This is a genomic window from Homoserinimonas sp. OAct 916, from assembly GCF_003260275.1.
Taxonomy (GTDB): Bacteria; Actinomycetota; Actinomycetes; order Actinomycetales; family Microbacteriaceae; genus OACT-916.
Map to the genome: position 1 here is coordinate 85,127 of NZ_QJHB01000012.1, position 12,884 is coordinate 98,010.

Annotated in this window: 13 protein-coding genes; 2 read left to right on the plus strand and 11 right to left on the minus strand. The window is 64.0% G+C overall.

Annotation, left to right across the window (positions count from 1 at the left end; all coding sequences use genetic code 11):
• Nucleotides 1-190: 190 nt before the first annotated feature.
• Complete coding sequence (locus DL891_RS14435) at nt 191-697, minus strand: DUF3830 family protein (RefSeq protein ID WP_111721158.1); 507 nt, start codon at nt 695-697, stop codon at nt 191-193.
• 143 nt (nt 698-840) lie between these two features.
• Between DL891_RS14435 and DL891_RS14440 the strand changes: the two genes are divergently transcribed.
• Nucleotides 841-1,665, plus strand: coding sequence for an Asp/Glu racemase (locus DL891_RS14440; protein WP_157962536.1), 825 nt, complete (start codon nt 841-843; stop codon nt 1,663-1,665).
• 97 nt (nt 1,666-1,762) lie between these two features.
• Here DL891_RS14440 and ehuA read toward each other — a convergent pair whose 3' ends face one another.
• The 4 genes from ehuA to ehuB form a co-directional block, all read right to left on the minus strand.
• Nucleotides 1,763-2,578 (minus strand): ectoine/hydroxyectoine ABC transporter ATP-binding protein EhuA, encoded by an 816-nt coding sequence (gene ehuA, locus DL891_RS14445; protein WP_368665637.1) that lies wholly within the window; start codon nt 2,576-2,578, stop codon nt 1,763-1,765.
• Nucleotides 2,562-3,221, minus strand: coding sequence for an ectoine/hydroxyectoine ABC transporter permease subunit EhuD (gene ehuD / locus DL891_RS14450; RefSeq protein WP_111721159.1), 660 nt, complete (start codon nt 3,219-3,221; stop codon nt 2,562-2,564). Before ehuD ends, ehuA begins: the two co-directional genes overlap by 17 nt.
• The gene (gene ehuC, locus DL891_RS14455) at nt 3,221-3,922 is read right to left on the minus strand and encodes an ectoine/hydroxyectoine ABC transporter permease subunit EhuC (RefSeq protein ID WP_198668932.1); all 702 of its coding nucleotides are present in this window, start codon (nt 3,920-3,922) and stop codon (nt 3,221-3,223) included. The genes ehuD and ehuC overlap by 1 nt, the downstream gene beginning before the upstream one ends.
• Before the next feature lie 86 nt (nt 3,923-4,008).
• A complete protein-coding gene (gene ehuB / locus DL891_RS14460) occupies nt 4,009-4,890 on the minus strand; it encodes an ectoine/hydroxyectoine ABC transporter substrate-binding protein EhuB (RefSeq protein WP_232819196.1) in 882 nt (293 codons plus the stop codon).
• Between the two features lie 234 nt (nt 4,891-5,124).
• Between ehuB and DL891_RS14465 the strand changes: the two genes are divergently transcribed.
• On the plus strand, nt 5,125-5,850 hold the full coding sequence (locus DL891_RS14465; protein ID WP_111721161.1) for a maleate cis-trans isomerase: 726 nt from the start codon (nt 5,125-5,127) through the stop codon (nt 5,848-5,850).
• 130 nt (nt 5,851-5,980) lie between these two features.
• Here the strand turns inward: DL891_RS14465 and DL891_RS14470 are convergent, their stop codons facing one another.
• From DL891_RS14470 to DL891_RS14495, 6 genes are all read right to left on the minus strand, one after another.
• Entirely contained in the window at nt 5,981-6,949 is a 969-nt protein-coding gene (locus DL891_RS14470) for a D-2-hydroxyacid dehydrogenase (protein WP_304598471.1), read from the minus strand.
• A 2-nt stretch (nt 6,950-6,951) separates the two neighbouring features.
• Entirely contained in the window at nt 6,952-8,217 is a 1,266-nt protein-coding gene (locus tag DL891_RS14475; RefSeq protein ID WP_111721162.1) for a M20 family metallopeptidase, read from the minus strand.
• On the minus strand, nt 8,214-9,425 hold the full coding sequence (locus DL891_RS14480) for a PLP-dependent aminotransferase family protein (protein ID WP_111721163.1): 1,212 nt from the start codon (nt 9,423-9,425) through the stop codon (nt 8,214-8,216). Before DL891_RS14480 ends, DL891_RS14475 begins: the two co-directional genes overlap by 4 nt.
• The gene (locus tag DL891_RS14485; RefSeq protein ID WP_111721164.1) at nt 9,422-10,606 is read right to left on the minus strand and encodes a M24 family metallopeptidase; all 1,185 of its coding nucleotides are present in this window, start codon (nt 10,604-10,606) and stop codon (nt 9,422-9,424) included. The genes DL891_RS14480 and DL891_RS14485 overlap by 4 nt, the downstream gene beginning before the upstream one ends.
• An 80-nt stretch (nt 10,607-10,686) precedes the next feature.
• Complete coding sequence (locus DL891_RS14490) at nt 10,687-11,382, minus strand: GntR family transcriptional regulator (RefSeq protein ID WP_198668933.1); 696 nt, start codon at nt 11,380-11,382, stop codon at nt 10,687-10,689.
• A gap of 27 nt (nt 11,383-11,409) precedes the next feature.
• Nucleotides 11,410-12,882: an NAD-dependent succinate-semialdehyde dehydrogenase gene (locus DL891_RS14495; protein ID WP_111721165.1), complete on the minus strand. Its 1,473-nt coding sequence runs from the start codon at nt 12,880-12,882 to the stop codon at nt 11,410-11,412.
• Between the last annotated feature and the right edge of the window lie 2 nt (nt 12,883-12,884).

Genomic DNA, 12,884 nt, shown 5'->3' on the forward strand with positions numbered 1-12,884 from the left:
ATCGGGGCACCGTTGATGGTGGGCGGAAACAGCGGCAGAACCCATCCCTAGGTCTTCGTCTGCAGCATGCCGAACACAACCAGCACAAGGCCGGCGGCCGACCGAACATCTCTCCCGTGCGTGGATGCCGCCCGCTTTCACGAAACGACGAACCACTTCGCAGGCCAGGGCGAAAAGAATGTGCCAGCCGTCAGGAGCGTGCGCTGCGGGCGAATGTCAGCGTCTCGCCGCGGGCTCCGCCCATCCAGATGTCCTGGCAGGCGGCCGCCATCTCGTCGAGCCCCTCGACGACCGTGCCGAACACATTGCCGGGCACCCAGCCCTGGTCGCCGTTGATCAGCAGGTTGTTGCGGCCGTAGAACAGGGCCAGGTCGATGATGTCGCGCTTTTCGGTCGGCACCTCGCCGCCGCCGTAGCCGTGCGACGGAGTGACCAGCACGTCGGAGTCGAACTGAAAGTAGCAGAGGTCGCCGGGGATCGGCGTGACGGTCGTGTTCTCCTTACCCGGCTCCACCTCTGCGAAGGCGGGCACCAGGTTGTAGATCTCGTTGCGCGCATACTTGCCGTGGAAGACCTGAGACGACAGCGGCAGGGCATTCCACACCGCCGAAGCTGTGCGCGGTGCTTCGTCGTCAAGCAGTCGGGCGAGGCAACTGACGCCGCGCTTCTCGAGAGTCACCGTGATGTAACGCGCCATGGCAGAAACTCCTTTGATCCGGCGTAAAATCACCGACGAATATCTTCCCTGAGACTACGACCCATAACGTAGGATTGTCAACAATTACTCTCGTATTGTCACCGAGGCCGATGGCACCCGGTTCGTCCCCTTGGAGTCCCGTTATGAACCTCACCCCGCCACCGCCCAGGCGCGTTCCAGACGCCAGCGTTCCGGGCCCGGTCGCCCCCGACTTTCCAGACGCATCACCGTCGGGCATCCCGGACGGCCCGGCCTGGCGCATCCCGGTCGGGATCGTCGCCCCCTACGACATGGCCCTCGACTCCGAGCTGTGGCGATGGGTTCCGGACACCGCTGCCCTGCTCTTCGCCCGCACCCCGTACGAGGCGCTCCCGGTGACTCTGGAGATGGTCAGATTACTCGGCGACGAAGCGGCACTCCGCGCCACAACCGAACAACTGAAGATGATCTCACCGGCCGCGTATGCATTCGCCTGCACCTCGGGCAGTTTCGTGAACGGCCGCGATGGGGAACGCGCAATCGCGACCGCCATGGCCGAGGCCGGCGGCGCCCCGGCGGTGACCACCTCTGGTGCCGTCGTCGCCGCCCTGGCCGCGCTGGGCGCAGGTGCCGTCGCCATCGCCACCCCGTACGACGCGGAGATCACTGCGAAGCTGGCCCGGTTTCTGGCCGAGCACGAGATCGATGTGACCGGCGCCGCTCACCTGGGGCTCGACTCCGAGATCTGGGCGGTGCCGTACCGGCGCACCGCCGAGCTGATCCGGCAGGCGAACACTCCTGATGCCCAGGCGATCGTCGTCTCCTGCACGAACCTGCCCACCTACGACCTGATCTCCCCGCTGGAAGCGGAACTCGGCAAACCGATCGTCAGCGCGAACCAGGCCACCATGTGGGCGGTGTTGCGCGCGGTCGGGCTGGAGGCGGTGGGCCCCGGCCAGCGGCTGCTGGAGGCGACGCTGCAGCGCTGAGGCTGAAGTCCTGGTGTTATGGGTTTCGAGACGATCCTTCGTTCCTCAGGATCCCTCAACCCGCGTAAATTCACGCTGGTCGAGGGTGACGCGGGGATCAGTAGGGGTTGACGGCTTCCAGAAACTTGCGCGTGCGGTCGTGCTCGGGGCTCTTGAAGATCTGGTCGGGAGGGCCCGCCTCGACTACGACACCCTTGTCGAACATGACCACCCGATCGGAGATCTCCTGGGCGAACCGCATCTCATGGGTGACCAGCAGCATGGTCATGTCGGTGGTGGTCGCCAGGCGACGGATCACGTTCAGCACTTCCCCGATCAGCTCGGGGTCAAGCGCCGAGGTCGGCTCGTCGAAGAGCATGACACGCGGGCGCATCGCCAACGCTCGCGCGATCGCCACACGCTGCTGCTGGCCCCCAGAGAGCTCCGGCGGGGTGTGCTTCATGTGCTCCTTGAGGCCCACCAGCTCCAGCAGGTCGACCGCACGTTCGGTCGCATCCTTTTTGGAAAGCCCCAGCACGTGGATGGGTGCCTCGATCACGTTCTCCAGCACCGTCATGTGCGGAAACAGGTTGAACTGCTGAAAGACCATGCCCACCTTGCGGCGAGTGGCGATCGTCTGCTTGGTCTCCCTGGCCTTTTCGCCCGGCTTCACGTTCCAGAGGGTATCGCCGCCAACCGTCACGAGCCCCACATCCGGAGTCTCAAGCGTCATCAGGATGCGCAGAATAGTGGTTTTGCCCGAACCGGATGGTCCAATGATCGAAACCTTCTCGCCGGCCTTCACCTCGAAGTCGAGGCCGCGCAGAACGTGATTATCGCCCCACGCCTTGTCGACTCCGGCGAAGGAGATCTCAATGTCAGAGCTGGGCTCCGGGGAATTCAGGGTGTGCAGAATGTCAGTATGCGGGGACAAGGCGTCGCTCCAATCGGCGAATCAAAAGTGATGACGGGAAGCTGATCGCCAGATACAGCAACCCAGCGATCGTCATCGGTTCCAGGTACATGTAGTAGTTGCCACCGATCTGCAGTGAGGTGCCCATCAACTCGAGGATGGTGATCGACGACAGGATCGCGGAGTCTTTGAACATCATGATCAGGTAGTTGCCCATGACAGGCACGATCGGTCGTACCGCTTGCGGCACGACGATTCTGAACCAGGTGCGCGCAGGCGGCAGGCTCAACGCACGCGACGCCTCCCACTGCCCTGTGGGCACCTGCTCGATACCCGACCGGTAGACCTCCGCGCAGTAAGCGCTGTAGTTGATGCCGAGCACCACGATCCCGGTCGGCAGGGCGTCGAACCCCATCCCCCACAGTGGCAGCACGAAGAACGCGATGTACGCCTGAACGAGCAACGGGGTACCGCGCACGAACGACACGTAGAAGTCGAAGAGCTTCGACACCACGGGGATCTTCAGGAAGCGCACGATGGCCACCAGCAACCCGACGGCCAAGCTGATCGCAAAGCTTACGAAAGTGATCTGTATGGTGAGCCAGAACCCCTTGAGCAGGGCGGGCATGATCGAGATCGCGAATTCGTTGTCCCAGACGTTCATCAGAGCCTCCCTCCCACCAGCACGGCCTTGCGCGGTCGCGCCTTGGCCAGCGATTTACGGTCGAGCGCGAATCTCTTCTCCAGCCAGCGGGTGAGCCAGCCGAGAAGCAACGAAAGTAGGTAGTAGAGAACCAGGATCGTGAGGAAGAGTTCCACCGTGTTGCCGGTGACAGTGCGTTCGTTCATCGCGCGCCACGTGAGATCCGAAACCGTGACGAGAGACACCAACGATGTGTTCTTCAAGAGATCGACCATCACGTTGCCGAACGCGGGAAGCATTGCGGGAATCGATTGCGGGATCAGAATGCGTCGCATGCGAAGGCCCGGGCTCATTCCCAGCGCGATGGCCGCTTCGGTCTGGCCCTTGGGTCTTGATCGGATGGTGCCGCGAACGATCTCGGCGGCATAGGCGCCCTCATTGAGTGCGAGTGCGAGCACACCGGCGACCAGCGGTTCGAGCCGGATGTCAAAGAGCACGGGGAGGGCGTAGAAGAACCAGAACATCTGTACCAGCAGGCCGGAGCCGCGGAACACTTCCACGAAGACTGTTGATGGCCAACGCAAGTACCAGCGCTTCGAGAGCCCGGTCAATCCTGCGATGAAAGCGACGATCAGGGTGAAGAATATCCCGAGAACGGTGACCAGGATGGTGACCCCGAGGCCCTGCATCATGAGCGGGAAGAAGTCGATTATCGCACTCAAGCTTTACCAGCCTTCCTTGGCGGCGAGCGAAATGAGACGGGGCACAGCTGCTGTGTGCACGGCAACTGTGCCCCGCCCGGAGGAAACTAGCCCTCGGTCTTGCAGAGCTCCGCGGCGGTGACGCCCTCAACCACGTCGGGGTCGAAGCCCCACTGGGTGAGGATCGCGGCAAACTCGGGAGTCTTCTTGAACGCGGCGAGTGCCTCGTTGTAGGCGGCGAGCAGCTCGGTGTCACCCTTGCGGAATGCAGCGCCCGAGCCTGTGCGCGGGGCATCCTCGATTGGTGCAGTCACTTCGATGCTCGCGTCTTGCTCCACGAGTGAACGCAGCGACAGTGTCGGCAGCAGGAATGCGTCTGCACGCTTGGCGGTGACCGCCTCCATGCCGCTTCGGCTGTCCTTCACGAGAACCATCTGCCCTTCGGGAACGCCTGCGGAGTCAAGAATTCCCTGCTCGAACGCACCGGTGAGCACCGCGACCTTTAAGTCTTTGTTGTCGAGAACGTCTTTGATCGTGGTGATGTTCTTCGGGTTGCCCACGGGGGTACCGAATGACTCAGTCGAGACGATAACCGGCTCGGAGTATGCCACTGCGTCACAGCGTGACTGCTTCATGAACAGCCCGGCGGCGATCACGTCCCAGCGGTCAGCGTTCAGCCCAGGGACCATAGCGTCGTAGGGAGTGATGACACCTTGGATGTCGTCGATGCCCATGGTCTTCAGAACGGCGCGAAGCACGTCTGGCTCAGCCCCGTGCACCTCACCGCTCGCTGTGACCTCCGTGTATGGCGGCTCGTTGGCGATACCAACGCGAAGGTAGCCGTCAGCCTTTCCCCGCTCAAGCGTGTTGCCGGCGCTGGAGGCACCGTCGCTTGCGCCGCCGTCTGCGCCGCCGGATGCCGACGAGCAGGCAGCAAGGCTGCCGGCAAAAAGCAGTCCCGCAGCGACGGCACCGATCGTGCGCATCATCAATCGACGTTGAGGATTTCGGTTCATTCTTGGTGTCCGATCTCGTTGGGGCCCGACCTTGGGCCATGTATGACTCCTGCTGTTCAACTGTACGAAACAGCGCGTTCGTGCTTTAGTCGAACTTATTGATTCTCTATAGGATTGTCAACAATCAACGAATAACATTTAGGAATCGGGTCAAATATTTCTCTATACAAGGGAGCTACCTTGCCACAGTCACCCGAGGGGTTGCAAATGCCACTTCCGCTAAATATCGGCCTTCTCTACCCCGGATTGGGCGCTGACGACGACTTTCCCTACTTGGAAAGTGCCCACCCCGGGTTGCTCAGTCTCCCCCTTGTTCGCACCGCTGGCGGCGATGTCGCGCACCTCGTCGATGAGCTGCTGGCTGTCGGTGGAACCGAGAATCTACTCGCCGGAGTAAGTGAGCTCCAATCGTTACATCCCGATGCCGTGATGTGGGCCTGCACCTCCGGGAGTTTCGTGTACGGCTGGGCCGGGGCTCACGTTCAGGCTGACGAGGTGGCCGAGGCAGCCGGAGTGCCCGCATCATCCACCTCGATCGCGTTCGCCGAGGCGTGCCGCGCCCTGAACGTGACTTCGGTGGCGGTCGCGGCGAGTTACCCCGACGACCTGGCGCAACACTTCCGGAGGTTTCTCGACGACTGCGGCTTCGGCATCGAGGTACTGTCGTTCACCAGCAACGACATAGCCACAGCGGGCGAGGTGGGGTTGCTCGGCAGGGACGAGGTGATTGCGATGGCGAAGGCTGCGGATCATCCAGACGCACAGGCCGTTCTCATCCCCGACACCGCGATGCACTCGCTGCGGTGGATCGACGATCTCGAGCGAGAGCTCGGCAAGATCGTGCTCACCGCCAACCAGGTCACGGTGTGGGAGGGCCTGCGAATCGCCGGCCGTCCGCTGAAGCTGGACGGCCTCGGCACCCTCTTTCGCTGAGGCACCCAGCCCGCGAATGCTTCGCGCCACGCGGAACGCTTCGCACCTGTTCGAACTTGAGCGAAGCGTTCCAACTGGTGCGCACGCGAGAATAGCCCAGCGTTCGCTCCGCGCACAGCGCGCACGGGGGTCAGTTGGGCACGAAGCCAAGTTGCTTGTCGACCACGTTCACGAGGTCGGCGCCGCGCACGTAGCGGTCAAAGTTCTCGCGGAACAAGTCTGAGAGCCGCTCGAGCCAGCCCACGGCGTCACCGCTCAGGTGAGACGAGATGAGCACGTTCTCCATAGCCCACAGCGGGCTGGAGTCGGGCAGCGGTTCGGTGCTGAACACGTCGAGCGCGGCCCCGGCAATCCCCCCGGAGGCAAGCGCATCAACAAGCGCGTCGTCGTCGATCAGCTCACCGCGGCCCACGTTGATCACCCGGGCGGTGGGCTTCAGCGCATCAAGCACCGCCTTGTCGACCATGTTGCGGGTGGCATCCGTCAGTGGTGCGATCAGCACCAGCCAGTCGGCATCGGCAACCACGTCGGCAAGGCGGTCGGAGGCGTGCACCACACCGAAGTCGGGGTCGACGCGGTCGGTGCGCCCGACGCCGACCACCGTGAGTTCCATCGCGGTCAGCATGCGCGCGGTCGCCCGACCGATCGCCCCGGTGCCGACGATCAGCGCCTTGGTGCCGTCGATGCGCTCGGTCTCACGGTGCTCCCACTGGCGCTTCTCCTGGCGGCGAAGCGAACCCGGGATGTCCTTGGCGATCGCCAGAATGCTGGCCAGCACGAACTCCGCGATCGGGCGGTCGAAGATACCGCGGGCGTTCGTGACCACGACGTCGGATTCGTTGAGCTCATCGAACAGCAGCTTGTCCACCCCGGCCGCGGCCACGTGGATCCACTTGAGCGAATCCGCGTGCTCCCAGACCGTCTCGACCGCTGACGAGAAGAAGTCCCAGAGGAAGAGCACGTCTGCACCGGGCAGCGCGGCAGCCAGCCCGTCAGCCTTCACATAGCGCACCTCGGCGACGGCCTCGACCTCGTCCATTCCTGCAGGAAGGTCTTTGCCATGCAACACGACGACCACCGGTGACTTCGACCCTGCCACGTTCACTCCTTGCTCTCTTTTGCACCGAGGTTCTCTGTTGCACCGCTGTCATCTGTCACACCGAGCAGGCGTAGCGCCATCAGCGCATAGGCCCGGGCGGCGATCACGAGTTCGTCGATGCCCACCGATTCGTTGGCCTGGTGGGCCTGGTCGTTCAGGCCACCCGGCCCGAGCACGATGGTCGTGATGCCCACGTCGCGCGAGATGAACCCGCCGTCGCAGGCCGCGGTCCAACCGCCCACCTCGAGCCGGCCGCCGCCCGCATCATCGATGGCGTCGACGGCGGCTGACACGAGCGGATGCCCCGGATCGGTGCGAAACCCGGGCATCTCCATCTCCACATCGAGGGTGATGTGGATCCCGTCGCCGTCGATGCCAGCATCGCGAACCCGCTGCAGCATGTCGTCGGCAACCTCACGGGCGTCTTCCCCCGGCATCAGGCGCCGGTCGATCGAGGCCACACACTCCGCGGCGACGATTGACGTGCCGGTTCCGCCGACGATGGTACCCAGGCTCCAGGTCGGGGCGCCGAGCAGCGGGTCGGGTGATTGGCGGTGCTTCTCATGATCGGCGCGGATCAGCTCGAAAACCCGCGCGGCAGCCGCAATCGCGTTGCGCCCGTCGTCTGGGCGGCCCGAATGTGCGGCGACGCCGGTGACGCCGAGCCTGAGATAGCTGTCACCGCGGCATCCGATCACCGTCTTCAAATCGGTGGGTTCGGCCACCACACAAGCTTGAAACCTGCCTCGGGGTGCGATCGGCGCGTACGCGCGGATACCCAACCCCAGGTCTTCTTCATCAACGGTGCACACTAGTTGCACCGGGCCGCGCAACGAGAAACCGGCCCGGCTGATCGCCGCCATGGCGAGAATGACCGCTGCCAGACCGCCCTTCATATCGGTCGAGCCTCGACCGTACAGCCGACCATCCTTCTCAGCGGGTAGGAACGGATCGTGCAGCCAGCCGTCACCGGCAGGCACCACGTCTGAGTGGCCGAGAAACATGAGCCCCGGCTCTCTGCCGCCTGCCAGCGTCGCCACAAAGTTCTGCCTTCCAGGCGCCACATCGAACAGTTCCAATTCGAAACCAAGCCGGCTGCAGGCGGCGGACAGTGCCGCGACCGTTGCCTCCTCGGTGGAGCCGGGGTTCTCGCCCGCTGCAGCGATCAGCGTGGAGGTGAGTTCGACGATCTCCTCGACGTCGATCTGCTCCGTCACCGCCGCCTCAGCCTCGGTCAGGCCGGACGGCAGGGCAACATCGCGGCTCATCGCGCATCCCGTGCGATGTCCAGCGCGCGCGTCAGGCGCTGCACTCCCTCTTCGATGCGCTCGGGTGACGACGATGCGAAACACAGTCGCAGGGCGTCGTCGAAATGCCCGGCCGCCGACAGTGCGGGCCCCGGAATGAACGCGACGCCCTCGGCGAGCGCCGTCTCGAACAGGTCAGACGTCGAGGTGCTGGCGTCGGCCCCCTGGAGGGTCAGCCACAGGAAGAACCCGCCGTCGGGGTCGGTCATGGTGATGCGTTCGCCCAGGTGGTCGGTCAGGCTTGCGACCATCGCGAGTTTGCGCTCGTGGTATGTGGCCCTGATGCGCTCGATATGGTTGGCCAGCCCACCCCGGCGAATGAATTCGGCCACCAGGTGCTGGGCCGGCACATTCGTGCAGGTGTCCATAGCCTGCTTGGCCTTGATCACGAGTTCACGCACCGCCGGGTCGGTGTCGACCCAGCCGACTCGGATGCCGGGCGCGAGAATCTTCGAGAAGGTGCGCACCGAGAAGATCAGCGGGTCGTCCGGGCTGAGCTCCTGGAAGCCGGGCAGGTGCTCACCGGAGAAGCGCAGCAATTCGTAGGGGTCGTCGTCGACGATCACCGCGTTCCACTCATGCGCCAATTCGATCAATCGTTCGCGGCGTCCAAGGGACAGGGTGGTTCCGGTCGGGTTCTGAAAGTTGGGGATGACGTAGATGGCCTTGGGGATGCGGCCGGCCTTCTCCACCAGGGACGGCAACGCCTCCACGATGAGCCCATTGTCATCCATCGGCGCCTCAAGAATCCGGGCGCCATAGCTGGCGGCCGTCGCGCTACCGTTGGTGTAGGTCGGGCTCTCGACGATCACGAGGTCGCCCGGGTCGACGAAGAGCTTGAAGGCGAGGTCGAGCCCCTGCATGCCGCCTGAGGTGATCGTCAGGCGGTCACGGCTGGTGGGTTGGCCGGATGCGGCGAGGTATGCAAGCAGCTGGTGGAGCAGTTCGGGCTCACCCTCGGTCGCCCCATAGGTGAGGCTGTGATGGTCGAGAGTGGCCGCTGAGATGTCGCGAAATTCGTCGAGCGGCACCGCCTCATCGGCCGGCGATCCCATCGCGAATCGCACGATGTCGTGCGTCTGTGCGGCGAGCAGCGAGGTGCTCGAGTCGATTACCGACCCCGTCAGCCGCGAGGCCCGATGCGCGAGTGGAAGTACTTGGGTTCTCATTCATTTCCTTTCTGGATGAGCTCACGCGGAAAGTCCGTGAACGTCTCCACACCGTCGGCCGACACCCGAAAGGGCTCGGAGACCTCGTAGCCGTAGTTGTCCATCCACATTCCGCAGATCAGATGGAAGGTCATGTTCTCCTGGAGCTCGGTCTGTTCGCCGCTGCGCAGACTGACCGTTCGCTCGCCCCAGTCGGGCGGGTAGCCGATTCCGATCGAATAGCCGAGGCGAGACGGCTTCTGGTAGCCGTGTTTGGCCAGCGTGATGTCCCATGCCTCGGACAGTTCGGTAGCGAGGATTCCGGGGCGTACCAGATCAAGAACAGCCTCAAGTCCCTCGCCCACAGCACCGGCAACCTTCTGCAGCCTCTTCGACGGCTTGCCGAGCATGATCGTGCGCGCGAGCGGGGTGTGGTATCTCTTGTGCGCGCCGGCGAGTTCGACTATGACCGCCTGATGATCCTCGAAGGGTTCAGAGTTCCAGGTGAGGTGTGGCGTGTCGGCCGCCTGCCCGGTGGGCATCATCGGGACGATGGCGGGGTAGTCCCCACCGAATTCCGCCGTTCCCGCGGCCTGGGCGCGGCTGATCTCTGCGGCCACGTCGCACTGCCTGGCACCGACGCGCACATGCTCGATGGCCGCGTTCATCGCCTCGGTGCACACCCTGGATGCCGCCCGCATCAGGTCGATCTCGGCCGGTGACTTGATCAGTCGAACCCAGTTGACCAGCTCGTGGCTGTCGACGAAATCCCATTCCGGCAGCCCCTGCACCAACGAGCGGTAGGCCTTCGGCGAGAAGAAGTGCGCGTCGAGATCGAGACCCACCTGTTCCCCCGCGATCGGGGAGACCAGGCCGCGCTCCCTCAGGTCGCCTGCCACCCAGTCGAACGGGTGAATCTCGCCGTGGTGCACATAGTGTTCCGGATACCCGACGATGTTCTCGGGGGGCAGCCAGGCGGTGCGGAACGCCCCGAAGGCATCCATGGCGCGGGAATAGAAGATCATATCCCCAGATGCCGGTACGAACAAGAACTGCGGGGTGTAGAACGACCACGCGTTGTAGCCGATCAGATAGTAGAGATTGGCCGGGTCAGAGACCAGTATCGCGGCCAGATTCTGCTCGGTCATCCGTGCGCGCACATTATGGAGCCGCGCAGCGTACTCCTCGCGGGATATGGGCATCTTTAACACCTAACTACTTTGGTAGATTGTTGACAATCAGAATATCTTTGTGCGCCTCGCAAAGCAAGACCCGAGAACCCTCAGGATTTCGTTGAATCGCGTGCCAGCAGCGAAGCCCTGAGGTCGGTGACGCCGGCAGCCATGTGGGCAGCGATCGCCGTTTCCAGCCCGGGCCAGTCTGCGGCCACCAGTTGGTCGATCAACGCCTGGTGTTCGGCGACAAGGGCCTCGGCGTGGGGGTACGATCCTTCGAGGTTGACGATGCAGATGCGGGACTCTGCGGCCAGCGTGGAGTAGATCTTCGACAGCCGCGAATTACCGGCGCTGGCCACGAACGCCATGTGGAACGACAGGTCAAGCTCGGCCAGGCGCAACCAGTCCCGCTGTTCGACCAGAGGCTCCATCCTCGCGATGATCTTCTCCAGCGACTTGACCGTCTTCTCGATCGTCGGACGGTCCTGCTTGCTGATGGCCGCAGCAGCACCGATCTCGATGGCCTGCCGGGCCGCGTAGATCTCCTCGATATCAGTGATCTCCAGCTCAAGCACGAACATGCCGCGGTTGCGGTGGCTGACCAACAGCCCCTCCTGGCTCAGCCGCTGCAGCGCTTCGCGCACGGGGCCGCGGGAGACCCGCAGCTTGTCGACCAGGGCGGCTTCACGGATCTGCTCTCCCGGACGGAACGAACCGTCAATGATGCGTTCGCGCAACTGGTCTGCGATCAACACCGACGTCGGGCGCCCTTCCAGCGCCGACAGCCCGTCTTCACCCGCCATGTCTTCTCCTTGTTGAGGCCACGCCGGTCATCGGCGCGGAATTGAAAGGTATTTGTGTTCCAAGAACTCGTCGATGCCGACCCGACCGCCCTCGCGGCCGAGGCCCGACTGTTTCACCCCGCCGAACGGCGCAGCCGGGTTCGAGACCAGGCCGGAGTTGAGCCCGACCATACCCACCTCGAGTTCGTCGCCGAGCCGGAGCGCACGGTCGATGTCTTGAGTGAAAAGGTATCCCACGAGACCCCACTGGGTGTCGTTGGCGATGCGGATGGCGTCGTCTTCGTCATCGAACGGGATGACCGGGGCCACGGGGCCGAAGATCTCGTTGCTCATCAGCAAGGACTCGGCGCTCACATCGGCCAGCACTGTGGGGTTGTAGAAGTAGCCGGGGCCGTCCGGGCAGTCGCCGCCGACGACCACGCGGGCGCCGAGCGCGACCGCGTCGTCGACGAGTTCCTGCACCTTGTCGCGACCGGCGGCATCCACCATCGGTCCGATATCGGTGCCCGCCAGGCTGCCGTCGCCGACGGTGAGCGCAGCCATGCGGGCAGCGAGCTTCTCGGTGAATTCGTCGGCCACCGAGCGGTGCACGAGGAACCGGTTCGCCGCGGTGCAGGCCTCTCCCATATTGCGCAGTTTTGCGAGCATCGCGCCCTCGACCGCCCGGTCGATGTCGGCGTCGGCGCAGACGATGAAAGGGGCGTTTCCGCCGAGTTCCATCGACGATCGCATCACATTCTCGGCGGCCTGCGTGAGCAGGATCTTTCCCACCTCGGTGGAGCCGGTGAAGCTCACCTTGCGAGCGATGCCGCTCGACATCCAGCTTCCGACGACCTTCGAGGAGCTCGACGTGGTCACCACGTTCAACACCCCGGAGGGCAGGCCGGCCTCGTGCAGGATCTGTACCAGGGCGAGGGAGGTCAGCGGGGTCTGGCTCGCCGGCTTGAACACCATGGTGCACCCGGCCGCGATCGCCGGGCCGATCTTGCGGGTGCCCATCGCCAGCGGAAAGTTCCACGGGGTGACCAACACGCACGGCCCGACCGGAACGCGAGTGACGAGGATGCGGTTCTTGCCGTCGCCCGTGGTGCTGTAGTCGCCCGAGATGCGCACAGCCTCCTCGGAGAACCATCGAAAGAACTCGGCGCCGTAAGCCACCTCGCCGCGGGCCTCGGCCAGTGGTTTGCCCATCTCGGCCGTCATGATCGCGGCCAGCTCATCGGTGCGTTCGATGATGAGTTCGTACGCGCGACGCAGGATCTCGCTGCGTTCGCGCGGCGGTATCTTGGCCCAGTCGGCCTGAGCGTTGCCGGCGGCCTCGATGGCACGCTCAGCGTCAGCAACCGAGCCATCGGCAACGTGGGCGATGATCTCCCCGGTCGCCGGGTTCTCGACCGGGAACCTCTTGGCGCCTTCTGCGTCGACCCACTGCCCGTTCAGGTATAGCCGAGTCTCGAGGTCGGGGAGGGTGGAGTTCTTCTCCGCGGCAATTGTCGTCATTG

Bases quoted from the DNA above. Each gene is read 5' to 3' on its own strand.
- DL891_RS14435 (WP_111721158.1), bottom strand. From the start codon at position 697: ATGGCGCGTTACATCACGGTGACTCTCGAGAAGCGCGGCGTCAGTTGC.
- DL891_RS14440 (WP_157962536.1), top strand. From the start codon at position 841: ATGAACCTCACCCCGCCACCGCCCAGGCGCGTTCCAGACGCCAGCGTT.
- DL891_RS14475 (WP_111721162.1), bottom strand. From the start codon at position 8,217: ATGAGCCGCGATGTTGCCCTGCCGTCCGGCCTGACCGAGGCTGAGGCG.
- DL891_RS14480 (WP_111721163.1), bottom strand. From the start codon at position 9,425: ATGAGAACCCAAGTACTTCCACTCGCGCATCGGGCCTCGCGGCTGACG.
- DL891_RS14490 (WP_198668933.1), bottom strand. From the start codon at position 11,382: ATGGCGGGTGAAGACGGGCTGTCGGCGCTGGAAGGGCGCCCGACGTCG.
- DL891_RS14465 (WP_111721161.1), top strand. From the start codon at position 5,125: ATGCCACTTCCGCTAAATATCGGCCTTCTCTACCCCGGATTGGGCGCT.
- ehuD (WP_111721159.1), bottom strand. From the start codon at position 3,221: ATGAACGTCTGGGACAACGAATTCGCGATCTCGATCATGCCCGCCCTG.
- ehuB (WP_232819196.1), bottom strand. From the start codon at position 4,890: ATGATGCGCACGATCGGTGCCGTCGCTGCGGGACTGCTTTTTGCCGGC.
- DL891_RS14485 (WP_111721164.1), bottom strand. From the start codon at position 10,606: ATGCCCATATCCCGCGAGGAGTACGCTGCGCGGCTCCATAATGTGCGC.
- DL891_RS14495 (WP_111721165.1), bottom strand. From the start codon at position 12,882: ATGACGACAATTGCCGCGGAGAAGAACTCCACCCTCCCCGACCTCGAG.